Source organism: Dyadobacter subterraneus, from assembly GCF_015221875.1.
GTDB classification, from domain to species: Bacteria; Bacteroidota; Bacteroidia; order Cytophagales; family Spirosomataceae; genus Dyadobacter; species Dyadobacter subterraneus.
The window spans coordinates 1,144,101-1,167,594 of sequence record NZ_JACYGY010000001.1; the positions used below are offsets into that span (position 1 = coordinate 1,144,101).

The window sequence follows — 23,494 nt, forward strand, 5'->3', positions numbered from 1 at the left end:
CTTCTATTTTTCGACTTACATCTGCCGTGTTCACATAACGGTTTTTCTGCGTAGTTCTACTCAATTCAACGATTTTCCGTTTTCATATTTCCAATTTTAAACATTTTCATTCTAAAATAGGTATAAAGAGAAGATTTTATTCCAAATTTGAGGATTAAAGTACAGCAGCGGATAATGCCCTGATTTTTGAACCAAACTGCGCTGTATAGCCTTTTAACAATTGGAGGTAAGTCAAGACTTCCTATAATTAATATGACCCTTTCAATAAAGGATATTCAAGCTCCTATTGCGGATGAAATGAAGGCTTTCGAGCACAAGTTTCGCCAGTTTATGAAAAGTGATGTAATGCTGCTCGACCAGATCATGAATTACATCGTACGCCGTAAAGGAAAACAGCTCAGGCCTATGTTTGTTTTTCTGTCCGCGGGAGTTTGCGGCCCGATTTCAGAATCAACCTACCGCGGCGCTTCATTTATCGAACTTTTACATACTGCTACACTTGTTCATGACGATGTTGTGGACGATTCCAATTACCGCAGGGGTTTCTTTTCAGTCAATGCTTTATGGAAAAATAAAATTGCCGTTTTGGTGGGCGATTATCTGCTTTCCCGCGGTTTATTGTTATCCGTTGAGCATAATGAATTCGAATTGCTGAAAATTGTTTCAACAGCGATGCGTGAAATCAGCGAAGGAGAATTACTTCAAATCGAAAAAGCACGCCGACTTGATATTAACGAAGGAGTTTATTACGAAATTATCAGACAAAAAACAGCCTCACTGATCGCATCTTGCTGCGCAGTTGGAGCTTGCTCGGTCGGTGCTGGTGCAGAGGTTATAAAACGAATGCATGCTTTTGGTGAAAAGGTAGGAATTGCTTTTCAGATTAAAGACGATCTTTTTGATTATGGTGAAGATGAAATCGGCAAGCCGCTTGGAATTGACATCAAAGAAAAGAAAATGACGCTGCCGCTAATATATGCACTTAATAAAGCGCCCTGGCTGGAAAAAAGAAAAATGATCAATATCATTCGTAACGAAAGTCATAAACCAAATAAAGTTTTAGAAGTTATTTCCTTTGTAAAAGAGTCCGGCGGATTGAAGTATGCGGAGAAGGTAATGCAGCGCTACGTAGCAGAAGCCCAGACTCTGCTGAATGAATTTCCGGATTCTGCTCACCGTACGGCTTTGGAAAATCTGGTGCAGTATACTATTGAAAGGAGTAAATAGTAAATTTTATTCAATCAATAAATGGAGACCCTGTAAAGCGCAAGCATATTTACAGGGTTTTTTAATAAAAAAATCTTTTCGACTAATTTATTAGTTATATTAAATTGTTTTTAGTTATACTTGTATATTCAATTTAATTATAGCCGCTATATGAAAATCGTATTGTTATTCATCTTGACGCTGTTAACACATTTAGTTACAGCGCAAGTACATATCTGGACACAAGAAGAGGCGCAAAAAGCAAAATTTCATGTGGACATGTTGCCGATTACATATGAAGAAAGGAGCTCCGATGACGCGATAGATTTGGTTCAAAAATCATTAGATATTGTAGTTCCAAAAGATGTGAATCCCGGAATATCGGTCATTACACAAATACTGGTGAATCAGCAAGGGAGCGTTGACTATATCATTTTCCATACGGAAGCAAAAGGTTATAATAACGATTCCTTAAATCAGGTTCTAAAAAAGTCTTTTGTGCAACATGTATCAGAATGGAAGTCGGTGGAAAAGCTGCAAAAGCCATTTCGGTCGATTATGTTGATGAAATTTGGTAAGCAAATTGTCAAACGGCAAGTAAGGCAAACGGACAGTTCTGTTGTGAATATAGAAACTGCCCTGGCTTATAAAGACAGTCTTAAAATTAAGAGGATATTTTTTAACCAGCTGGAATTAAAAACTTTACCCACTGTTATTTATCGTTTTCCCAATATTGAAGAATTATATCTGAGCGCAAATGAATTGAATGAGTTAAAAATTGATTTGAAAAGATTACCGCGTCTCAAACAATTACATGTGGACGGAAATCGGCTAACCAATAGAAGCCTTGTATTAACAAAAAATAAGTCGCTGGAACTGCTGAATCTGAAATCAAATAAATTTACAAATATTCCTGCTGCTGCCAAAGCCTGTAAAAATCTGTCATCACTTTGGCTGGGAGGAAATAAACTTACCGATTTGTCAAACCGAAGTTTTCGAAAGTTGAAAACTGTGCAGGATTTAAATTTTTATAAATCTGAATTGGCGGTTTTGCCAAAAGGAATAAAGAAAATGAAAAATCTGGGAGTACTGGATTTGTATTATAATCAACTTGAAACTTTGCCAGCATCTCTGACCAAACTAAAATATCTGACACAATTAGCAGTAAGTAATAATCAGCTCAAAGAACTTCCCGAGCAAATGGACAAACTAGCCAATCTGAATACGCTGTATGCCCATCATAACAAATTAAGTAAGTTGCCGCAAAGTGCTGCAAAGCTGAAAAATCTGAATATTCTGGATTTGGGTTATAACTGGTTTTACAATTTTCCACCTGAAATCATGGCGTTGGATAGTCTGCATGAGCTCGATATTTCAGGAAATAATCTACCGGAATTCCCGTCGACCGTGGTACAACTTAAAAAGCTTGATAAAGTATACTTACGTGGGAATCCATTCACCGAACAGGATGTAGAGAAAAAATATGCAAGTCAGCTGAAGACTTTGAAGGGGAATAAGGTTGAAGTGTTTTATTGAAATTAGAATGGTTAGTGAGATAATTGTAACGTTTAACGTTTTTCTGCGTCCAAGAAATGTACGTAGATATACATCAATTGAGACGAAAAAATGATATTCTTTTAAAAAGTGCTTTTGAGGAAGCGTTTTCTGATTTGCTTCGTTTCTTTTTTGATGACGCAGATTCTCTTTTTGATATAGAAAAGGGATTAGAATTTATGGACAAAGAACTCCATGAACTTTTTCCGGACCTTGAAAAGCAGGGTGGGAGCCGTTTTGTTGATATGCTTGCAAAAATTTATGGGATTGATGGCGCTGAGGAATGGATTCTGATTCATATTGAAATCCAGGCGCAAAATGACCAGCAGTTTTCAAAACGAATGTTTCAGTATTTCTACCGCATTTATGATCGATACAACATGCCGGTTACCGCGCTGGCAGTATTTACGGGTGCGGCGAAAAGTTTGTCAGAAAGTACTTTCCATTATAGATTTCTTGGGACTGAACTTGTATACAAATACAATAATTATCATATCATGGATCATTCGGAAGAGCAGTTACTGGTCATGGATAATCCGTTTGCACTCATTGTATTAGCTGCACAGAAAGCACTTCTTGCAGACAAAATTCCAGAATGGGAGTTGGCAGAACACCGGCTAACCATAGCACGTGCGTTGATAGGCAGCAAGAAATATAGCGGTGAAAAGGTAAAGCGGTTTCTATACTTTTTGAAAACATTTATCCATATTGAAAATCATGAAATTAACAGTAAATTTGATAATGAAATCAGTCAGTTAACCGGAAATGAAAGCACTATGGGAATTATAGAAACTATAAAAATGCTGACTAGGGAAGAAGGGATTGAAATAGGTTTGGAGCAGGGACTTGAAAAAGGCTTGGAGCAAGGACTTGAAAAAGGTGAAGAAAAAAAAAGCTTAAAAGTAGTTACCAGAATGTTACAATCTGAGAAATTTTCAATTTCAGAAATTGCAAATTTTGCTGATGTTTCAGAGGATTTTGTAAGGAAGGTGCAGGAAGAAATAAAATAGAATATCAAAGATTATTAAAAAAATGGTGTCTAAAAAGTAATTGAAAACTACTTTTTAGACACCATTTTTTGCGGCTGATCTTTACAAGTTCCACCAATAAGTAAACTTCAAAACAATCGCCCGGTTTTTTACCATGAAATTTTCAGGTAAATAATTGTCCGTATAAACGATATACAAATCCGAAGCAGGTTTATAACGCCATTGCAAACGTGCGTTCAGGTTAATATTATCCGCCTGATTGTTGTACTGCATGAAGGTTGTAAAAAATAAATTGTTCCGGAAAGTAACATCTACACGTGGACCAACCAGCCAAAGCTGTGTCCTGTTCCAGGGAGCAGGTAAATGGATGTCATTATAATTTCCAGCCATGGTAATCGCAACATATGGCTGAATTCTATACCCGAGTTCTGTACGTAAATTTGTACGATGACCATTGTCATAATACCCACCAAAAATACCTGCAAAAGTGTAAGTGAAATGGCTTTGCGGACCAGATACAATTTCAAAACCTGCCGATGTCCATTTATGTTCTGTGCCTGTTGCAAGCTGCTCTTTCCCTAAATTCGTTGGGTCGTACGGTCTTAACAAGCGTGTGTAATTGTTCGTCACATAGGCCGACATGGTTGCTCTGGTAATGAAATTGACATTATAAGAAAATGTAAGTTCCCTGTCACTAAGCGACATTTGTTTGTCCCAGTAAATATTGGTCACAACCTTTGGTCCGTGGCTGATAATTTTTGGATTTTTGATGAAAAACAAATATCCCATCGTCGGGCTGATTTTGTAATAACCATTGCGGATTGCATTGGGAACATAACCAACTTCTGCATTGTAATTTTTCCCAACATATTCATGCTGCCACTGCCAGAAAAAATTCGCTTTACTGAATTTTAAATCCGCTGCATGAACAAAATCATCACCTGATTTTCCGGGTGTGAAGGATTTCAAAAACATTACTTTCCCTGTCCACAAGTTATTTACACTGGCCAGGTTGTACTCAGCACCAATATTCCGGTTGTACCGATTTGTATTGGCATTTTTTTCATGAGAATAATTGACAGCATCACGATTGATATAAATAAACCGGACATTGGATCTTGCGAAAACCTGTCGTTGCAGCGCTACCACAGCATAATTATTTCTCGGAATGGTATCCTGAGAACCCGTTTGAACATCCAGAACGCCGACCCGCCATTTCTTATTTATTTTCCCGCTCATCCTCGCGCCAAACTGGATTGGAACACCCAAACCGATACGACGAGAGAAAAAAGGCCGAATGGTAGCGTACCCGAAGTTTGCAAATAAATCCGCATTTTCGAGGAAAAACTGTCTTCTCTCAGGGAAAAATAATTCGAAACGATTTAGATTGGTTTGCTGAACATCGACATCAACCTGTGAAAAATCCGGATTGACTGTAAGGTCCAAATTCAGTGAAGGCGTAAGTCCAATCTTGACATCACCACCAATACTCGTTTTGTATTTATTGGGCTTGTCGTTTTGGAAATCACGCGTTAGGCGAGTGGCAGAAAAAGGAATGATTGAAATGTTGGCTCCCGGATTTGGAGGCGGCTGATCCCATACCAGTACCCCGGTATATGCAAGTGACGCGGAGGGAAACTGTTTTGGAACTGGCGCCCAGGCTGATTTTTCCGAAATCGTCAGATCCTGGCGACTGAAATTAATTCCCCAGCGTGAAATTCCGGATTTGTACCTGATACTTTTAAAAGGAATGGCAGCTTCCCAAACCCATTTGTCATCATCATTTTTTACATGACTTACCCATCGATTGTCCCAACTCAAATCCACCGTTCCGCCATCTCCCATTTGTCCGTCCCAGGGTGCTCCTGCGGCATTTGCCCCAAAAGAAAATCCATTGGTCCGGTCATCGAAGGTGTCCATGAAAAGGAGAAAATTGTCATTTTTACCAAAAGTAAAATCCCGTTTAAGAGATTCGACAATGATAGAACCTTTCACCGTTTTGTAATTAATAACCAGAATGTACATATGATCATTGTCATACGTCATTTTAACTTCTGTCCTTGCCCTGGAAAAACTGGTATCCATGGGTGTGATCATAAAAAAGTCTGTTGCAGTTTCTGCTGATTCCCAGCCCTGATCTTCTGCAACGCCATCTACCTTAATTGGAGCAGATGCCGGATGGATGTGATATTGATATTTTTCATTGGGTTTTTGGGCCAGACAATTACCGGCGAAGGCAATGCATAGCCATAGTTTAATTAAGGTTTTAGGATGCACTTTTTAGTTATGGGTAGGAATATGGAATAATAAAAGAATTTACGTGGAACAATAAATTAATTAGGATGTCTGAAAATTTTTTGATCCGCATAGAAGGTTCCAAAAGGAATAACGGACGCTACCAAGGCCAGAAGAAATTTTTTCCAACCCCAGTTGTATTCAAAAACAACCTGAATAAGCAAAATCACATACAGAATAAAAAGGACACCATGCGCCATTCCAACCATGCGTACAGGCTCAGGGTAGCCGGCAAGATATTTCAAAGGCATTGCAATACCCATCAGTATTAATAGAGAAGTACCTTCAAGGAATGCTACAAAGCGTAATCTGCCCAGTGCAGTTTTAAGTAAGTTGGCTAACATGTAATAAAAAGGGAGTGAGTAATGATATTTTTTAATTGTAAAGATAGCATTTAGAGGTTTCTTTGACTGCTTTCGAAGTGCAAAAGGTTTATGCTAATTTTAATAAATTGACGTTTTGTTTAAAAAACATACTTCTTTCAGCATTATTTTAAAATTTTATTCTTGAAATTTTGAATCAAAGTTTAAACTTGTGGAAAATTTATGTTGAAATCCGGACTTGGATTTTTTCTATATAGCTTTAAAAACGAATTATCATTTCATCGACCAGATTAATTATTATTGATTGTGAGTAAATTTTACTTTACTTTTTTATTAGTTCTTGTTGCCGCTCATGCATTTGCACAAAAATATAAAGTGGCTGGGTTGGTTAAGGATGAGAACGGAAAGGGAATTCCCGGAGTTATAATCCAGGAGATGGGTACTAATGCAAAAGGAATTACGAATGATCAGGGTGTTTATCAGATGTATGTCCATTATGGAAATGCGACACTTATAGTGGATTTTGAAGGTTTTGATAAAGTTAAAAGAGAAATCCACGGTATAGGAACACAAAACTTTATTCTTAAAAGTATTGGCAAAACCAAGCCAGCAACAATTGTCGGATCCAGAAATTTGAAAACCAGGTCGGAAGATCTGACTTCCCCGGTTGAGATCATTGATGTAAAAAAAATAGCTTCTCTTAACGGACAATTTGACCTGACACAACTTTTGCAATTTGTGTCTACTTCCTTAAATTCAAACAGGCAAATTGGTGCAGACGGGACAGATAATATTGATCAGGTATCAATACATGGCATGGGGCCTGATCAAATGCTTTTGCTTGTAAATGGGAAAAGGAGACATCAATCTGCGTTAATCAATTTGTCTGGCTCATATGGCAGAGGAAATTCCAGTGCTGATTTAAATACAATTCCAGTCGCTGCAATTGATCGTATCGAAATTTTGAAAGATGGTGCCGCGGCCCAATATGGATCTGATGCAGTTGCGGGTGTTGTCAATATTATTTTAAAAGAAACTACCAACGGGTTTTCAGCGAATGCAAATGCAGGTATCCGGAAGGCAAAATATAACAGGGATTCAAGTTTTGTGGACGGGTTGAATTATAACGCCAATTTAAATTATGGCGCGGTGATAGGTCGTAAAGGATTTATAAATGTCACAGCTGATTATAATTTTAGAAATCACACAAACCGTTCCAATACGCAGCCAGATTCCATCGTCAGAAAACAGTTTGGTGACCCGAGAGTTTACAATGGTTCGATCACATTTAATGCGTCGTTACCTATTAATGAAAACTTAGAAATTTACAGTTTTGGAGGATATAATTACAGGCAAACAGAAAGTTTCGCCTTTTCGCGAACATTGTTAAAGAAAGACAGTTTGTACAAAATTTATCCAAACGGATTTGATCCCGTAATATCCCGAAATATTGAGGACAGGGCGGCAACGGTTGGTGTTCGTACAAAATGGAACGGGTTCAATGTTGACGTCAGCAATACTTACGGTTTTAACAAGTTTCATTACAAGGTCAATCATTCGCTCAATGAATCTTTTGGTAAGGGTACGCCAACGTCTATGGATGCCGGTGGTTTTAAAACGAATCAGAATGTAACTAATTTGAATTTATCGCAATTTTACGATGATATATTACAAGGTGTAAATCTCGCTTTTGGTGCTGAATACAGAATGGATTGGTACAATATATTTTCCGGTGACTACTTTTCCTACCGTACTTATGATCCGTTAAAACCAACCGGAGCGCGTGGATTTCGCGGATATAGTCCGGCGGAAGAGATTAGCAAAAAACGCTATAACGCGGCAGGTTATGTAGATGTTGAAGCCAAAATTAGTAAGCGTCTTTCAGTAAGCGCAGCCGGCCGTTACGATTATTACAATGATTTGGGTAGTGCTGTGAGTGGCAAAGGTGGGCTGCGATTTAATATTACAAATGAACTTACGCTATGCGGAAGTTATGGAATAGGATTCCGGGCACCATCACTTGCGCAGCAGTATTTTAGTAATGCTACTGTTAATCCAACCACTGCACCACTTAATATTCCTACTGAAAAGGTTATAGCAAGAACTGGCAGCGAAGTCCTGAAAACGCTGGGTATTCCTGATCTGAAATTTGAAAATACACAGAATGCAAGTGCCGGACTTACTTTCTCACCGGATAAAAATTTTTCAGTTTCAGTGGAAGGATATTATATCAAAGTACAAAACAGGATTATACTTGCTGGTCCGATTAGCCAGAATGACAGGTTGGTTGGACCAGGATTACAAAAATTACATATTGACGAAGCCAGGTTTTTCACCAATTCTCTTTCAACCTCTACTGCCGGTGCTGATTTGACAATTAAATATGGAGCTGAACTTGGAGCCGGGAAACTGAATATTGCGGTTGGAGCGAATTATAATACAATGGCCATTGATACGATCAAAACCACCGAAAGACTCGAAGGAAAGCAGGCATCTTATCTGAACAGAAGAGAGCGATATTTTATATTATCTGCGGCGCCTCCAACAAAGGTTAATTTGACTCTTGATTATACGGTTGATAATTTAACCTTCATGGCCAGAGGAAATTATTTTGGGAAAATGGAGCTGATTAATAATTATTTCGGTCAGCTTGATAAAACTGGAAAGGTGTATACCGAGAAAGATTATGTGGATATTTACAAACCTGTGATACAGACTGATGTTTCCATTGCTTATAAATTTGACGAATATCTTTCTTTTGCAATCGGTGGCAGTAATATTCTGAATGTTTATCCAACCATGTCAAAACCTAATAAAACGATATCTGGCGGCGCATGGGATTCTGTTCAGATGGGAAATAATGGTGCGTTTTTCTTTGCCAAAGTGTTTTATAACTTTTAAATGAAAAAGGCTCGCTATATCATTTTTGGTTTACTAATAAGCAGTATTTCCTATGCCCAACCGTGTAAATTATTGACTGACACATTTCGTGAAGCGGATAAGTTAAGGAATGGAAAAGAGGAATTCCAACGTTTTCGTTTTAGTGAAAATCAACTGGATCAGGTTAAACTGATTCCCGGTTTGGAAAACCCCGTGACAGGTTTAAAAAGTCTGCAAAAAACGCTGGACCAGGATTATCAGTCTTATTTGCAAAGTTTGTTTTGGCAGCTCGATGAAAAACTGGCAGCGCATCAGATAGAAGAAATAAAAAAAGAATGTCCTGAAACGAGTTTTAAGGTTTATGAAGATGAAGTTCTTTTTTATAAATCAAAGTATAGAGCTTATGATGAAATGACAGATAAGGGTTTGAAAAAGAATTAGGTTTTATATGATTCAACATAAAAAAATCCGGCTGGAAGTTAATTCCAGCCGGATTTTTGTTATATCGAAGGTAAATTAAACAGTAGCTGCTTTTACCTTGCTTTTTTTCTTATCGACAGTTACATTTTCTTTGTTACGCATCTTGATGAAATCCTGGAAGCGGCGAACCGTTGCCATTACAAAACCGATAACCAGGACAAAAGTACCAAGCCATAGAATATTGATCAATGGTTTTTCAGTAGCTTTCATAACAATGAAATCACGCTGTGTTGTATTGACTGCAAAAGTAAATTTGCCTGTCGAGGGATCAATTTCCTGAAACTGAACGCGGAATCCAAGATCCTTATTTACTTCAGGTTTACGTGCTACCAGGCGGTCACGGATTACAAATGACGGCGTAATTACATATTCATTATCTTTATCCAGCACACGAATAACGGCTTTCACGGCGGCATCTCCTTCGCCAAGTTTCATGCCTTCTACTTCTTCGGTACGCACCACATTATCAAGCACTGCTACGTAATCATTTACAAAAAATGTATCACGCATGCTGATCGTGAAGTTTTCAGTAGGACTCCACACAGGTTCTGCTGTCGGATTTGTTACCATTGAAACGTAGGTATACAAATCTTTATCCACTTCACGCTGAATATCTGGAGAGGAAACTAATCCCATTCTCGGATTAATCTGTGCCCGGGGGAACAAATTAAATACGCGTCCGGAAGGCTCACGGTATTCAATTTCGTAATAGAAATTTTCCGGATAGATTTCTATTGTATCACCTTTTGAATTGTATTTTTTCTCATTGACAACGATATCTCTCAAAGCAACGGCGTGATAATCATTTTCTATCATGTCAACCCAGCTTTTAGGAATGTAACCAGGAATGTGGCGCGGTTCAACGCGAACATCCCGCCAGGTTAGCATATAGTCGCCCATTTTTTCAGGTTTGTTCAACCAGAGCGTTATGTTTTCCTTATTCTCCTTGTTATCGTTATTTGTAAATTCTGCACTGCGTGAAATCATCAAACCCGAATTGTTGATTGAAACAACTTTGGTATAGGCAGATGAAAACAAGATTCCTAAAAGCATCAAAGCAACACCAATGTGCGTCACAGCGCCACCGGATAAGCTATAATTTCCTTTAATGATCTGGAATAAAATTGTTCCGTTCGCTACAATTGCAAAAATCGAAGTTGTTAAAAGAACGATATACTGAATTTCCTTAACACCCTGGAAAACAATAACTGCTGCACTGATAAGAAGCGCAATTAGCAGCGGATTATACAAAGCATGTAATTTATCCTTGCCCACACGTTTCCACCAGAAAAACTGGCCAATACCTGTCAGAACGATAATCAGAGAGAAAAACCAAAGCTGGAATTTGTTATAATGACCAACCTGATCAGCCGGAAGTGCCATGTTCAGAACTCCTCCGAAAGCTTCCGCAACCTTGTTATAAACAGGAATTGAAGTCGTAGCCAAAATCTGGAAACCTGAAAGACAAAGTAAGGTTGCTCCGATAAAAATCCAGAATTCTTGGGAATAAGTAGATACTTCTTCTTCGTCCGAAGGAAGGATTTTCCAACGGTATATTAATAATCCAACCGCTACAACAATGAACGTCAAAAGGTAAATCAGTAGCTGACCTGACAATCCTAAATCCGTAAATGAGTGAACTGATGCATTTCCTAGCACCCCGCTACGTGTCATGAACGTAGAATAAAGGATTAGAATGAAAGTTGCAATTGTTAATATAAAGGAAGTTTTAAGCGCCGTTGCATTTCTTCTTGCAATGATCATGGTGTGAATCGCTGCAATCAGAATTAACCAGGGTACAATAGATGAGTTTTCAACCGGATCCCAGTTCCAGTAACTACCAAAGTTCAAAGTTTCATATGCCCAGTAAGCACCCATCAAAATCCCGATTCCAAGAATCATAGCGGAAAACAGAGCCCATGGCAATGCCGGCCGAACCCATTCATGGATTTTTTTAGTCCACAAACCAGCGATGGCAAAAGAGAACGGAATTAAGGTCGTAGCAAAACCAAGGAATAAAGTCGGCGGGTGAATAACCATCCAGTAATTCTGCAAAAGCGGATTTAATCCATTCCCATCTTTGGCAATGAAGTTAGGATCCATCTTGTAAATCGGCAGATTCGGCATTACTTCTTTCATCAAAAGGAAAGGAGTTGAACCGATTTTCAAATCAAGACCAGGAATAACAACACCCAGGATCATGGAAGTAAGAAAAGCCTGAACCAGTGCGAAAATGGTCATTACCGGTGCTTCCCATGATCTGTTTGAGAAAATAAGTACCGAACCTAAAATCACATTCCAGAAAATCCAAAGAAGAAAACTTCCTTCCTGATCCTGCCAGAAACTGGATATGGTATAACCTGTCGGCAAAGAAAGTGAAGAGTTTTTCCAGGCGTAATGGTATTCGAAATAATGATTTCCGATGATCCAGTATAACGAGAAAACGATTCCCAAAACCGAAGCGGCGTGGACAATAAACACAGTCCGTGCGTATTGCTTCCAGCTGGTAACCTCGTTAAGTGGCGTACCGGCCAAAGCCGCTTTAAAATAAGCAAATGTTGCCAGTAAGGCAGAGGCAAATGCAATAATTGTCAGCAGGTGGCCTGCGTCTCCAATGGTAGTATGAATCATGATTTAGATGCGGTTGCCTCAGTCGTTTCCATTTTGCCGTTTTCGTATTTCGAAGGACATTTCATCAGAATTTTTTCTGCTGCAAATGTTCCGTTCTCCATTTTTCCAACAACTACAACCTGTTCAGATTTGTCAAAATCCTGCGGTTTTGTACTTCTGTACACTACTTTCTGGACTACATTTTTATTATCAACCAAAGTGAATTCGAAATAATTTGGATCGATTTCAGGATGATATTGCATATCAAGAATCTGTCCGGCTGCGTTTTTTTGTAATTTACCTACAACGTGAATACTTTCATTATCACCATTGTCAGCCATCTCTTTTGCTTTCCCAAAGTCAACATAGGTACTTGCATCGCCGGCTGTTGAAACGATAATTCCAATAGCGATCGCAATAATTACAAGACCGAATATCTGGATCTTTTTCATACTGATTACTTGATATTTAACTCTTTTTCAATTTTTCTAAGCTTGAAATCTATTCTAAGCATATTGATTGCAATGCCTGCGAAAACAATCGCCACAACAGCAACTACAACCCAGATTTTGCCATCTGCCCTCAACTTGTCTGCCATCGGCACAGCATCCGTTTCGGCAGCCTGTGCCAACAGTTTTCCCGAAAGCAAAGTCAGCGTTAAAATGAATATGGAAACTCGTTTCATGGTGTTCATATGGTACTTAATTCTTAACGAATTTTTGTTTTGAAATGTTTACTTTTTTAAAAATTTACCCTTGTTTGCTACCTCCGTCAATAAATTTTTCTTCCTGAATCCGTTTGATCACTTTCATCCTTATCCTTAGTTCAGCAAGCCATAAGCCAATGAGAATGTAGGCGATGATGGCAGGATAAAGTACAGCTCTGATTTGGTTGTCGACGTCAAAAGAACCAAATGTGCTGTTACCGCCACTTCCCGGGTGAAGGGAATCCGTTAATCTTGGAAGAATATAAATGATCGGAACAAACACTGAAAATGCGAAAATGTTGTAAACAGAAGATATACGTGCTCTGCGTTGTTCGTCTTCGAAAGAACTTCTTAAAAGTAAATAGGCAAGATAAATCAGCATACCAACAGCCGCTCCGTTCAGTTTAGGATCATTCGGCCATGGATCGCCCCAGGTAAAATTAGCCCAGAACGAACCCGTCATACAACCCAAGAAACCTAGAAAAATACCGGATTTAGTAAGTTCGCTGGCGATATCATCGTTCCTTATTTCTCCTTTACGAAGATATTTAATTGAAAATATCATGGCTACAAACAGCAACAGAATCATTGCCATCCATATAGCGACGTGAAAATAGGTGTTTCTTATGCTTTCATTGATAATGGCTAAACGGGGAACCGGTCCCATGAATCCCATAATGATCACATAGAAAAAAACAACGATACAAAGAATTTTCCACCAAAGCTTTCTCATTCTACTTTTACTGATTGGCGTAAGTCAACGCCTGTTTAATGTTAATGTTTTTTATCTCAACTTCTCCATAAATAGGGGAAGAGTAAACAGCTCAAAGTGATCACAATTGCGTCAATCGACAGCAATGTTGTAATCTCATCCATACTTACGCTCCAATCCAGGCCATCCATTGCATTTTTTGCCAATCGGATTGTCATTAAAAGCATTGGTAAAATGATTGGAAAACTTAATACCGCCATCAGGGTCGCATTGTTTTCAGCTTTTGATGCAATCCCCGCAACAAGTGTGAGAACTGACGCGAATCCAATGGCAGCGAGCAGGATGCATATAAAATAAAGTCCGATATCGCCGACAGGATTTCCCATTACAAATGCATAAAACCCGAATCCAATAACTGCAAGCACCAGCATGACCAGAGAATTATAAATAATTTTGGACACGATGATCGCCAGCGGACTGCACAGATTATAATAGTACAGTAACCGTCCGTAACGTTCCTGAGAAAAACTTTTAGCTATCGCATTCACAGCTGTAAAAAGTATAATAATCCAGAAAAGCGTATTCCAAACAATAGGAGTGAGTTGATTGCGACGGAGATTAAAACTTAGATAACAAACAAAAACAGTGGATACCACGTAAAGTAACATACCACTCAAAGCGTATTTTTGTCGCCATTCCAGCGTCACTTCTTTCCAAATGAGGGTTTTTATCTCGTTCAATACTTTTTGCTATCGGCAGTCGGCTATCAGCTTTCGGCGCGGTGATCGTTTTCCGTTACTCTTGCTTCCGGACATTCGTCTTTCGCGCAACAAAAGTACGACACAAAACCCGAGCGTAATAATAAAAATGGGATGTTTTTGTATGATTTATAGCATTGTTTAAATAAATGATAAGCCTAACTATTTGAATTCCGGGCGGAGAATGCTTAATTTGCACTTACGTATATTTAATCTAAATAAGCTAATATGTCGGTTCGTACGGTTTCACAACTTCAAAAAGGTGAAAAGGCAGTTATCAGATCATTCACAGATCGCGTAATGTCTTTGAAATTGCTGGAGATGGGATGTGTGCCAGGTTGTGTGGTGCGTCTTGATGCGATTGCTCCTTTGGGTGATCCGATTTGTATAAATGTAGGTGGTTGTTATTCGTTATCACTAAGATTGAACGAGGCGTCAACCATCGAAATTGAGTAATTCGTTTTTCGTTCTATTTTGCTTTTCAATTGAAACAAGAAAATATAAAAATTGCCCTCGTAGGAAACCCGAATGCGGGAAAATCAACATTATTTAATGCGCTTACAGGCTTACGGCAAAAAACGGGAAATTTTCCTGGTGTAACCGTTGAGAAGAAATCAGGTACCTTTCGTTTATCGGGATCTAATGGGCAACAGGAATTGGATGTTACTGTTGTAGACTTACCAGGTACTTACAGCGTTTATCCAAAATCGGCAGATGAAGGCGTAGTGATGGATATTCTTGCAAATCCCAAACATCCTGATTATCCTGCGGCTGTTGTTGTGGTCGCTGACGCGTCAAATCTTCAAAGAAATCTTCTTCTTTTTACCGAAATAAATGATCTTGGCATACCAACAGTGCTGGCTTTAAATATGCTGGATGTGGCCGCGAGCATGGGGCTGACAGTCAATGCCGTTCGGCTTGCGATGCAGCTAAAAGTACCAGTGGTCAAAATAAATGCAAGAACAGGAGAGGGAATTCCAAATTTGCAACAAGCGGTTCGTCAGGTTATTGAAAGAACTGAAAAACCTGAACTGAAATATTTTTACGAGCCGAAAGGAAATGAGCCGGCGCTGATTGAAGAAGTGAGAGAATTACATCAGCTTGATAATGACTATGTTGCCCTGCAATATGTTTGTCAGCATGATAACTTTTCATTTCTTGCCCAGCCCGTACGTGCAAAGCTGGATGCACTTATTGAAAAATACGAATTTGATGAAATGGGCTTTCTGGCAGATGAAACCATTGCCAGATATGAAACGATCAAGCCTATTGTTGATAAATCTGTCAAGTCAGAAGGGGTAACGGAACAGCCGCTTTGGACAAGAAATCTGGATAAAATCCTTCTTCATCCGGTTTTAGGTTATGTCACATTTGCAGTAATTCTAATGGTGATTTTTCAGGCCATCTTTGCCTGGGCATCTTATCCGATGGATTGGCTTGATGAAAATACGGCTCTGCTAATTGCCTGGACAAAAGAAATTCTTCCAAAAGGTGTTTTGAATGATTTGCTGACAGATGGAATCATGGCCGGAATCGGAGGTGTAATTATCTTTATTCCGCAAATTGCCATTCTTTTTGGACTCGTTTCTGTTTTGGAAGAATCGGGATATATGGCCCGGGTGATGGTGATTATGGATAAAATCATGCGCCGTTTTGGATTGAATGGGAGAAGTGTAGTTCCGCTGATCTCCGGTGTAGCTTGCGCAGTTCCCGCCATTATGACAACGAGAAGTATCAGCAGTCGCCACGAGCGACTTTTGACTATTCTGGTAACGCCGATTATGAGCTGCTCGGCCAGACTTCCCATTTATAGTATTCTAATTGCGCTTATCATTCCGTCAACCAAAGTTCTGGGCATTTTTAATATGCAGGGACTGGTTTTGTTTGGATTATACTTTTTAGGTTTAGTAGGAGCGCTGGCTTCGGCCTGGTTGATGTCTTTATTTATTAAAAGAACAGAACCGGGATATTTCATGCTTGAAATGCCAACTTTTAAAATGCCACGTTGGGGTCATGTTGGTTTTATGATGTACGACAGCGTGAAATCTTTTGTGCTGGAAGCCGGTAAGGTTATTCTTGCGATTTCCATTATTCTCTGGGTTTTGTCATCATACGGTCCGGGTGATCATATGGAAGTGGCTGAACAAAAAGTGGTAAGTGCAATGCCAAATGCACCTGAGCAGGAGGTAGCTGCCGCTGTTGCATCGGCTCGTTTGGAAAGTTCTTACGCGGGGAATTTTGGAAGATTTATTGAACCGGCTATCCGACCATTAGGCTACGACTGGAAAATAGGAATTGCACTTTTAGCATCTTTTGCTGCAAGAGAAGTTTTTGTTGGAACCATGGCTACGATTTATAGTATCAGCGGAGATTCAGAAGATGTATTGACGGTTAAAGAAAGACTTGTTCAGGAGAAAAATGATCAGGGTGGGCCGATGTATACGTCTGCCGTCTGCTACTCGCTTCTTATATTTTATGTTTTCGCGATGATGTGTATGAGTACGATTGCTGTTGTATATCGTGAAACACATGGTTGGAAATGGCCGCTTATTCAATTGGGATATCTGATGGCGCTGGCTTATGTTTCAGCTTTTGTGGTTTATCAGATTATGAGTTAGGTGGTTTTTCTATTTAGATAATAGAGCATTTTGCTACCCGTGGGATGGCGGAAAAAGCCATCCCACGGGAGGCTCGAACCCGTCCAACGGCTTTTTCTGCCGTCGGACGGGTATTAAAACTGTCCATTATTAATCAACTGATTTTTGAATAAATCTGAAAGACTTTTCAAGTTACAAACTTACCAGCCCAGATTCTCAATAATATCCGAAGCGATCATCGCAGTTTTTGTCTTTTTCTCAGCTGCCTTATCTCCCGCCAATCCGTGTTGGTAAACGCCAAAAATAGCGGCATTTTCTGGTGTATATTTTTGGGCTAATAATGACGTCAGAATCCCGGTTAAAACATCACCGCTTCCACCCGTTGCCATTCCTGCATTTCCTGTTGAATTGAAATGAACATCTCCATTTGTCAAAATAACTGCTGTATATGCACCTTTCAGACAAATTATTACATTATACTTTTCAGCAAAATTTCTGGCCAGTTCAAGTCTGTCAAATTCGTTGACAGATTCACCAGCCAGGCGCTGGAATTCTTTGGGATGCGGAGATAGAATTGTTTTTGCTGGAAGTTTATCCAGTAAGTCAGGATGTTTGGAAAGAATATTTAATGCATCTGCATCAATGATCAAAGGAACTTTTATTTGTTCCAAAAGCTGATCCAATGCTCTTACTGTCAAAGGTTCCTGACCAATTCCTGGTCCGATTCCGATCGCTGAAAACGATTCCAAATCAGGAAAGGAAGTAATGTTATTTCGGTTTGAGTCAACAGAGATCATGGCTTCTGGTAGTGATATCTGCATAATTTCATAACCACATTCGGGGACATGCACCGTTAATAACCCTGCACCCGAATGCGCGCAAGCACGGGAAGAAAGCACGGCAGCACCTATTTTACCATAACTTCCTGCCAAAATAAAAGCATGTCCGAATGTTCCTTTATGGGAAAATTTTTCTCTGGATTTCACCAGTTTGTCGCCGGCTGATTGATCGGTGAAATAATAAGGTGTGGCGGAATCTTCTATGAATTTTTTATCCAATCCAATATCCACAACATGCCAGTCGCCGGTAAATACGGCATTTTGTGGCATCATAAATGCCAGTTTAGGAAGTTGAAAAGTTACGGTATGATCCGGCTTAATAATGGTATCGGATTTTTCATTCGATTTATCTACATATAATCCGCTCGCAATATCAACGGAAATGATAGTTCCGGGTGCTTCATTGATTTTTTTTATTATTTCTTCCAATAGCCCACTGACCGGGCGCGATAATCCTGAACCTAAAAGAGCGTCAATAATGATATGGTCGTCCACAAAATCAGGCATCGCATTCGGTTCGAAGATTGATTTTATCTGAATGAGGGTTTCAACTTTTTCGAGATTTTGCTGGAAATCCTTGGAGGCATCTTTACTATATTCAATAATAAAAACCCGGACATGGTATCCTTTACCAGTCAGAATACGCGAAATAGCCAATCCATCTCCGCCATTATTTCCTTTGCCGCAAAAAACTGAAATTGATTTTTTTGTATCAAACCGTTCTTCATACCATTTGACAAAAGCCAGGGAAGCTCTTTCCATTAAATTATAGGAAGAAATGGGTTCATTTTGTATCGTCGCAGCATCCATTTCCCGGATCTGGTTCACATTTAATATTTTCATAATCAATAAAGGAAATTCAATTAAACTGTCAAAAACGTTGGGATGTCTGAAAATTCACTGTTTACTAATATTATTCCAGTAAAATTATGTTCGTTTTACTAGATAAAATTAGGCTAACTCTTTCAGATATTAAGAATTAATCTTAGCTTTGCACTCGTTTTCGCAAAAGCTGTTTTGAATGAAGGGGCGTCACCTCATCCGCTGGAAGTAGCTGAAATTATTTTAATCAAATATATAACGCATCGTCATGAGCGAACTTATTAAACTCGTAGAAGCTACGATTGAAAATCGTACATCCGAGTATCCTGTTTTCAAAGCAGGCGACACGATCAACGTACACGTAAAGATCAGAGAAGGTAACAAAGAACGTATCCAGCAGTTTCAGGGTACAGTTATGCAACGCCGTAACCTGAGCTCAAGCGGTGAAACTTTCACTGTACGTAAAATATCTAACGGAATTGCCGTAGAACGCGTTTTCCCAATTCTTTCACCATCTATCGCGAAAATCGAATTGATTCGTCGTGGTAAGGTGCGTCGCGCTCGTTTGTTCTTCTTACGTGGCCGTCAGGGTAAAGCCGCTCGTATTAAGGAGCTAAAAGTAGCGAAGGCATAAGATATTTCTTCGGACGAAATTAAAAACCCTGCAAGAGAATCTTTTCTTTGCAGGGTTTTGTTGTTTTAGTTGAAAGTTGAGAATCAACTTCACTTTGTTGTAAATTTAGAATAACCATAAAACGATTGCCGAAAGCCGATCGCTGACAGCCAATATGGAACTTCCTTTTTTTAAATACCAAGGTACTGGAAATGATTTTGTGATGATTGATAATCGCACTGGATTTTTTCCTTCTTCACAGGAATTGATTGAAAAACTTTGTCATCGTCGTTTCGGAATAGGATCGGACGGACTTATTCTTTTAGAAAATGCGGAAGGATATGATTTTCGTATGGTTTATTTCAATGCGGATGGTCGTGAAGGTAGTATGTGCGGAAATGGCGGCCGTTGTGTGGTGCGCTTTGCGCATGATCTTGGTCTTTTTGATAAGGAAACTACCTTTATTGCTGTTGACGGTTTGCATGAAGGTGTTGCTACGGAAGAAATTATCCGTTTGAAAATGGGACCCGTTAATGGCGTTGAAAGACATGACGCATATGATTTCCTGAATACAGGTTCACCGCATTATGTGACTTATGTTGATAATATTGACGAAGCAGAAGTTGTTGAGATAGGAAAAGATGTTCGCTATGGTCCGAAATTTGGCCCCTTAGGCGGAACAAATGTTAATTTCGTTCAGCTGCTTGGTGAAAATCATTTAAGTGTGAGAACGTACGAACGTGGTGTTGAAGATGAAACTTACTCATGCGGAACGGGTGTAACAGCTTGTGTTTTATCCGCGCATATACGTGAAGGATGGAACGGGCCTGTTACCGTGGAAACGTTGGGCGGTACCTTACAGGTTGATTATTTTGAAAAAGACGAAGCCAAATTCGATGATATTTATTTAATCGGACCGGCAGTGCGTGTTTTTGAAGGAAGTGTAAATATTTAGTAACGCTGGCACCGATTTGCAATCGGTGCTTTCATGGTCCCGCGTTTGTAACGCGAGACCAAATTATATGCGATACAAACACGAAGAATATTAATACGGTCTCAATATCAAAATGACCCCATTTTAAATTATACGAATTTAGGATATTTTTGCTGCCTTGCAGATTTTTTGTCTCGCGTTGCAAACGCGAAACAATAAAAGCCCCGATTGCAAATCGGGGCTAGCTTATTCCGCTTCCAGAATTCCTCCATGCAAATGGAAAATCTTTTTGTCATTCCATTCTGGAACACGACAAAAATCCAGTGCAGCAACTTTACTTCTTACCCCATTTGTGCATAACACAATGATGTATTGAAAATCCGACAGCAAATTTCTTTGCTGTCGGATTTCGGCTAAGGGAATATTAATTCCACCTTCATTAAATTCTTCAAATTCCCAGGTTTCACGAACATCAACTACAACACAATCAGGTTGTTTTCGAAGTTCATTCATTTCTGAAAGGCTGATATCGGTATATGTATTTTTGTACATAAGACAATCCAACGATAATTATCTTCCGTTGGAATAAGGATGATCCTTAACAACCGGAATATTTTTATTGATCAGTTTGTGAATATCTTTCAAATATGTTTTTTCATCCAGATCGCAGAAAGAAAATGCCGTTCCTTTTGCACCAGCACGGCCTGTACGGCCAATTCTGTGTACATAAGTTTCAGGAATGTTCGGGATTTCGTAGTTGATCACGTGTGTTAGATCATCTACATCAATTCCACGGGCCGCAATATCAGTTGCTACCAAAACACGTGTCGCCTGACTTTTGAAATTCTTCAAAGCATTCTGACGGGCATTTTGTGATTTGTTTCCGTGAATAGCTTCAGATGTCACACCCGCTTTGCGCAATACCTTCACAACTTTATCGGCACCATGTTTTGTTCTCGTAAAAACAAGCGCAGTTGCAATCGTATCATCATTCAGGATATGTAAAAGCAGATTATTTTTATCTGATTTATCAACAAAATAAACAGATTGCTTAATCGTATCGGCTGTTGAAGAAACCGGAGTAACTTCCACTTTTGCAGGATTTGAAAGAATCGTGTCTGCCAAAGTCATAATAACCGGAGGCATCGTAGCCGAGAAAAATAACGACTGGCGTTTTGCAGGTAAAAGACGTAAAATCTTTTTCACATCATGCACAAAACCCATATCAAGCATACGGTCCGCTTCATCCAAAACAAATATTTCCAGTTGTTTTAAATGTACAAACCCCTGATTGATAAGATCCAGTAAACGTCCTGGCGTAGCAATTAGTACATCAACACCTCTTCTTAGCGCATCAGTCTGCGGTTTTTGGCCAACGCCACCAAAAATAACGGTATGCGTAATATTTGTAAAACGGCCATACGCTGAGAAACTTTCGCCAATCTGGATCGCAAGTTCACGTGTTGGCGTAAGAATAAGCGCCCGGATCGGCCCTTTTTCGTTTTTACTTTTTGCTTTTTCTTCTAATATCTGAAGCATTGGAATCGCAAAAGCTGCGGTTTTTCCTGTGCCTGTCTGTGCGCAACCCAGTAAATCTCTATGTTGTAAAATAAGAGGTATCGCTTTTGCCTGAATTGGCGTGGGAGTTGTGTATCCTTCTTCTGTCAGAGCCTTCGTAATCGGCTCAATGAGGTTTAATTCTTGAAATGTCATTTGGTTGTTTTAAGCTGCCCATGTGTATAGGTTTAAGTATAAACAGAGCCGGAATTGTATTGAAACCTTTTTAGGTTCAGTTGATAACAGCAATCACTTTTTTATCGTTCATTACGTTTTGCTTTCGATGTAACCGTTTTATGATTACTTTGCATTTATATTAGCCATTTAAAAATAAGATCATGAAAACAACCATTTTAATGCTGCTATTTTTGGCGGGATTTGCTTTTTCTTTACAAGCTCAGGATAAACTGATTAAGAAAAACGGAATCATTATTGAAGGTAAGGTAACAGAAGTGGGCGTGAGAGAAGTCCGATACCAAATTAATCCTGAACCTAACAGCGCCAAATTTGTAATTCGTAAAGCTGAGCTCAGCCACATCGTCTTTGGCAATGGTGAAACTTTTGTAATAAGTGGCCGTCCCGTTGCAAAAGATCCCTCAGTGCGGCAAAGAGTTGATAACACGGAATATGGTAGAAATATTTTAACAATTTCCCCTTTTAAAGCATTGGATTCCGGGCCCGGACTGGGATTTAGTTACGAACGAATAGTTGGTGAAGGCCAGTATGTCGGTATTATTCTCCCTGTTTCTTTTATTTTTCAGGACTACAATGTTTATGATCCAAACTTTGTGTCAAACAATAAATATTTTACTAACTTTTATATTTCGCCCGGGGTGAAAATTTATCCTTTTGGTCAGCGCAAAGTCACTTATGCTGTTGGACCCAATGTTATCGCAGGTTTTGTTAAAAATAGATATAGTGAGTATGTTCCTAATGGCGGTGGCGGCTACTATTATACCCGCGAAAGTGATAGTTTCAGATTGGGTCTGGTGGTAAACAACTATTTAAATTTTCAAATTACGCCCAGGATTAATCTGGGTATAAATGGCGGGTTAGGCATGCGTTATCTCGACAGACAAAACTCATCTTCCGGATTTTTCTATTCTGATGGTAATTTGCAGGTAATTGGTGAGTTTGCGTTCAACTTTGGTTTCAGATTTTAATTAATATTCCGACCGTTATTTTTTCATCGTTCCAGGCGAATGCCAGCTGAAAACATGATAAGTTGCGGGACTATTTCCAACATTTTTGATGGAATGCATCTGGTTGGAAGCCTGAAAAACCACTGAACCCGGACCAACGCATTTCATGTTTCCATTTACCAAAGCTTCGAGCGTTCCTTCTTTGATGATGATAACTTCTTCTTCCGGGTGTTTGTGCGGAGGATGCGAAGATTCACCCGCGTTAAGCGTTGTTACATGACATTCTAGTTCGTCAAGGGTAGCTGTTGAAGAGCGAAAAAATGTACGTACAGAACCGGTTTTGGTTTCTTTTGCGGGTATATCGTTCCAGTCAAAAATGGAAGAGTCAAGATTCTTGATTTTTGATCCGCCAATAACGAAAGACATAGTAAGTCCCATCGTCACGGCTGCTACGGTAATATCTCGTTTCGTAATCAT

At 39.2% G+C, this 23,494-nt stretch carries 21 protein-coding genes; 10 read left to right on the forward strand and 11 right to left on the reverse strand.

Annotation, left to right across the window (positions count from 1 at the left end; all coding sequences use genetic code 11):
* The first annotated feature begins 252 nt into the window (after positions 1 to 252).
* From IEE83_RS04800 to IEE83_RS04810, 3 genes are all read left to right on the forward strand, one after another.
* Positions 253 to 1,227 (forward strand): polyprenyl synthetase family protein, encoded by a 975-nt coding sequence (locus IEE83_RS04800; protein WP_194119483.1) that lies wholly within the window; start codon positions 253 to 255, stop codon positions 1,225 to 1,227.
* A gap of 150 nt (positions 1,228 to 1,377) precedes the next feature.
* Positions 1,378 to 2,742, forward strand: a complete 1,365-nt coding sequence (locus tag IEE83_RS04805) for a leucine-rich repeat domain-containing protein (protein ID WP_194119484.1) — start codon at positions 1,378 to 1,380, stop codon at positions 2,740 to 2,742.
* A 56-nt stretch (positions 2,743 to 2,798) separates the two neighbouring features.
* Positions 2,799 to 3,770 carry an RpnC/YadD family protein gene (locus tag IEE83_RS04810; RefSeq protein ID WP_228101677.1) on the forward strand — a complete coding sequence of 324 codons (972 nt, stop codon included), beginning with the start codon at positions 2,799 to 2,801 and terminating at the stop codon, positions 3,768 to 3,770.
* 81 nt (positions 3,771 to 3,851) lie between these two features.
* Here the strand turns inward: IEE83_RS04810 and IEE83_RS04815 are convergent, their stop codons facing one another.
* Positions 3,852 to 6,026: a DUF5916 domain-containing protein gene (locus tag IEE83_RS04815; protein ID WP_310588474.1), complete on the reverse strand. Its 2,175-nt coding sequence runs from the start codon at positions 6,024 to 6,026 to the stop codon at positions 3,852 to 3,854.
* A gap of 56 nt (positions 6,027 to 6,082) precedes the next feature.
* A complete protein-coding gene (locus tag IEE83_RS04820; protein ID WP_194119485.1) occupies positions 6,083 to 6,388 on the reverse strand; it encodes a DUF3817 domain-containing protein in 306 nt (101 codons plus the stop codon).
* Between the two features lie 285 nt (positions 6,389 to 6,673).
* Here IEE83_RS04820 and IEE83_RS04825 point away from each other — a divergent pair, with 285 nt between their 5' ends.
* On the forward strand, positions 6,674 to 9,268 hold the full coding sequence (locus IEE83_RS04825; RefSeq protein ID WP_194119486.1) for a TonB-dependent receptor: 2,595 nt from the start codon (positions 6,674 to 6,676) through the stop codon (positions 9,266 to 9,268).
* A complete protein-coding gene (locus IEE83_RS04830; RefSeq protein ID WP_194119487.1) occupies positions 9,269 to 9,688 on the forward strand; it encodes a hypothetical protein in 420 nt (139 codons plus the stop codon). It begins immediately after the preceding gene.
* Positions 9,689 to 9,763: 75 nt separating this feature from the next.
* On the opposite strand, the gene ccsA (IEE83_RS04835) is transcribed toward IEE83_RS04830, so the two are convergent.
* From ccsA (IEE83_RS04835) to IEE83_RS04855, 5 genes are all read right to left on the reverse strand, one after another.
* A complete protein-coding gene (gene ccsA, locus IEE83_RS04835) occupies positions 9,764 to 12,358 on the reverse strand; it encodes a cytochrome c biogenesis protein CcsA (RefSeq protein WP_194119488.1) in 2,595 nt (864 codons plus the stop codon).
* Positions 12,355 to 12,789: a cytochrome c maturation protein CcmE domain-containing protein gene (locus tag IEE83_RS04840; protein WP_194119489.1), complete on the reverse strand. Its 435-nt coding sequence runs from the start codon at positions 12,787 to 12,789 to the stop codon at positions 12,355 to 12,357. The genes ccsA (IEE83_RS04835) and IEE83_RS04840 overlap by 4 nt, the downstream gene beginning before the upstream one ends.
* A 5-nt stretch (positions 12,790 to 12,794) precedes the next feature.
* Positions 12,795 to 13,022, reverse strand: coding sequence for a CcmD family protein (locus IEE83_RS04845; RefSeq protein WP_194119490.1), 228 nt, complete (start codon positions 13,020 to 13,022; stop codon positions 12,795 to 12,797).
* A 64-nt stretch (positions 13,023 to 13,086) separates the two neighbouring features.
* On the reverse strand, positions 13,087 to 13,776 hold the full coding sequence (ccsA, locus tag IEE83_RS04850) for a cytochrome c biogenesis protein CcsA (RefSeq protein ID WP_194119491.1): 690 nt from the start codon (positions 13,774 to 13,776) through the stop codon (positions 13,087 to 13,089).
* Positions 13,777 to 13,832: 56 nt separating this feature from the next.
* The gene (locus IEE83_RS04855; protein WP_194119492.1) at positions 13,833 to 14,495 is read right to left on the reverse strand and encodes a heme exporter protein CcmB; all 663 of its coding nucleotides are present in this window, start codon (positions 14,493 to 14,495) and stop codon (positions 13,833 to 13,835) included.
* A 246-nt stretch (positions 14,496 to 14,741) separates the two neighbouring features.
* Here IEE83_RS04855 and IEE83_RS04860 point away from each other — a divergent pair, with 246 nt between their 5' ends.
* Positions 14,742 to 14,969, forward strand: coding sequence for a FeoA family protein (locus tag IEE83_RS04860; RefSeq protein ID WP_194119493.1), 228 nt, complete (start codon positions 14,742 to 14,744; stop codon positions 14,967 to 14,969).
* Between the two features lie 29 nt (positions 14,970 to 14,998).
* The gene (feoB, locus tag IEE83_RS04865) at positions 14,999 to 17,131 is read left to right on the forward strand and encodes a ferrous iron transport protein B (protein WP_194119494.1); all 2,133 of its coding nucleotides are present in this window, start codon (positions 14,999 to 15,001) and stop codon (positions 17,129 to 17,131) included.
* A 179-nt stretch (positions 17,132 to 17,310) separates the two neighbouring features.
* Here the strand turns inward: feoB and IEE83_RS04870 are convergent, their stop codons facing one another.
* Positions 17,311 to 18,792 carry an NAD(P)H-hydrate dehydratase gene (locus IEE83_RS04870; protein WP_194119495.1) on the reverse strand — a complete coding sequence of 494 codons (1,482 nt, stop codon included), beginning with the start codon at positions 18,790 to 18,792 and terminating at the stop codon, positions 17,311 to 17,313.
* Between the two features lie 247 nt (positions 18,793 to 19,039).
* On the opposite strand from IEE83_RS04870, the gene rplS reads away from it, so the two are divergent.
* Complete coding sequence (gene rplS, locus IEE83_RS04875; RefSeq protein WP_090335074.1) at positions 19,040 to 19,405, forward strand: 50S ribosomal protein L19; 366 nt, start codon at positions 19,040 to 19,042, stop codon at positions 19,403 to 19,405.
* 154 nt (positions 19,406 to 19,559) lie between these two features.
* Positions 19,560 to 20,339 carry a diaminopimelate epimerase gene (dapF, locus tag IEE83_RS04880; protein WP_194119496.1) on the forward strand — a complete coding sequence of 260 codons (780 nt, stop codon included), beginning with the start codon at positions 19,560 to 19,562 and terminating at the stop codon, positions 20,337 to 20,339.
* A gap of 225 nt (positions 20,340 to 20,564) precedes the next feature.
* On the opposite strand, the gene IEE83_RS04885 is transcribed toward dapF, so the two are convergent.
* Complete coding sequence (locus tag IEE83_RS04885) at positions 20,565 to 20,870, reverse strand: rhodanese-like domain-containing protein (RefSeq protein WP_194119497.1); 306 nt, start codon at positions 20,868 to 20,870, stop codon at positions 20,565 to 20,567.
* 18 nt (positions 20,871 to 20,888) lie between these two features.
* Positions 20,889 to 22,031: a DEAD/DEAH box helicase gene (locus IEE83_RS04890; protein WP_194119498.1), complete on the reverse strand. Its 1,143-nt coding sequence runs from the start codon at positions 22,029 to 22,031 to the stop codon at positions 20,889 to 20,891.
* Between the two features lie 182 nt (positions 22,032 to 22,213).
* Here IEE83_RS04890 and IEE83_RS04895 point away from each other — a divergent pair, with 182 nt between their 5' ends.
* Positions 22,214 to 23,038 (forward strand): hypothetical protein, encoded by an 825-nt coding sequence (locus IEE83_RS04895; RefSeq protein WP_194119499.1) that lies wholly within the window; start codon positions 22,214 to 22,216, stop codon positions 23,036 to 23,038.
* Between the two features lie 15 nt (positions 23,039 to 23,053).
* Here the strand turns inward: IEE83_RS04895 and IEE83_RS04900 are convergent, their stop codons facing one another.
* Entirely contained in the window at positions 23,054 to 23,494 is a 441-nt protein-coding gene (locus IEE83_RS04900; protein ID WP_194119500.1) for a cupin domain-containing protein, read from the reverse strand.

Excerpts from the sequence above, each read along its gene's own strand:
- IEE83_RS04800 (WP_194119483.1), top strand. The coding sequence starts at position 253 with ATGACCCTTTCAATAAAGGATATTCAAGCTCCTATTGCGGATGAAATG.
- IEE83_RS04805 (WP_194119484.1), top strand. The coding sequence starts at position 1,378 with ATGAAAATCGTATTGTTATTCATCTTGACGCTGTTAACACATTTAGTT.
- IEE83_RS04810 (WP_228101677.1), top strand. The coding sequence starts at position 2,799 with ATGTACGTAGATATACATCAATTGAGACGAAAAAATGATATTCTTTTA.
- IEE83_RS04820 (WP_194119485.1), bottom strand. The coding sequence starts at position 6,388 with ATGTTAGCCAACTTACTTAAAACTGCACTGGGCAGATTACGCTTTGTA.
- IEE83_RS04830 (WP_194119487.1), top strand. The coding sequence starts at position 9,269 with ATGAAAAAGGCTCGCTATATCATTTTTGGTTTACTAATAAGCAGTATT.
- ccsA (WP_194119488.1), bottom strand. The coding sequence starts at position 12,358 with ATGATTCATACTACCATTGGAGACGCAGGCCACCTGCTGACAATTATT.
- IEE83_RS04840 (WP_194119489.1), bottom strand. The coding sequence starts at position 12,789 with ATGAAAAAGATCCAGATATTCGGTCTTGTAATTATTGCGATCGCTATT.
- IEE83_RS04845 (WP_194119490.1), bottom strand. The coding sequence starts at position 13,022 with ATGAAACGAGTTTCCATATTCATTTTAACGCTGACTTTGCTTTCGGGA.
- ccsA (WP_194119491.1), bottom strand. The coding sequence starts at position 13,776 with ATGAGAAAGCTTTGGTGGAAAATTCTTTGTATCGTTGTTTTTTTCTAT.
- IEE83_RS04860 (WP_194119493.1), top strand. The coding sequence starts at position 14,742 with ATGTCGGTTCGTACGGTTTCACAACTTCAAAAAGGTGAAAAGGCAGTT.
- IEE83_RS04870 (WP_194119495.1), bottom strand. The coding sequence starts at position 18,792 with ATGAAAATATTAAATGTGAACCAGATCCGGGAAATGGATGCTGCGACG.
- rplS (WP_090335074.1), top strand. The coding sequence starts at position 19,040 with ATGAGCGAACTTATTAAACTCGTAGAAGCTACGATTGAAAATCGTACA.
- dapF (WP_194119496.1), top strand. The coding sequence starts at position 19,560 with ATGGAACTTCCTTTTTTTAAATACCAAGGTACTGGAAATGATTTTGTG.
- IEE83_RS04885 (WP_194119497.1), bottom strand. The coding sequence starts at position 20,870 with ATGTACAAAAATACATATACCGATATCAGCCTTTCAGAAATGAATGAA.
- IEE83_RS04890 (WP_194119498.1), bottom strand. The coding sequence starts at position 22,031 with ATGACATTTCAAGAATTAAACCTCATTGAGCCGATTACGAAGGCTCTG.
- IEE83_RS04895 (WP_194119499.1), top strand. The coding sequence starts at position 22,214 with ATGAAAACAACCATTTTAATGCTGCTATTTTTGGCGGGATTTGCTTTT.
- IEE83_RS04900 (WP_194119500.1), bottom strand. The coding sequence starts at position 23,494 with ATGATTACGAAACGAGATATTACCGTAGCAGCCGTGACGATGGGACTT.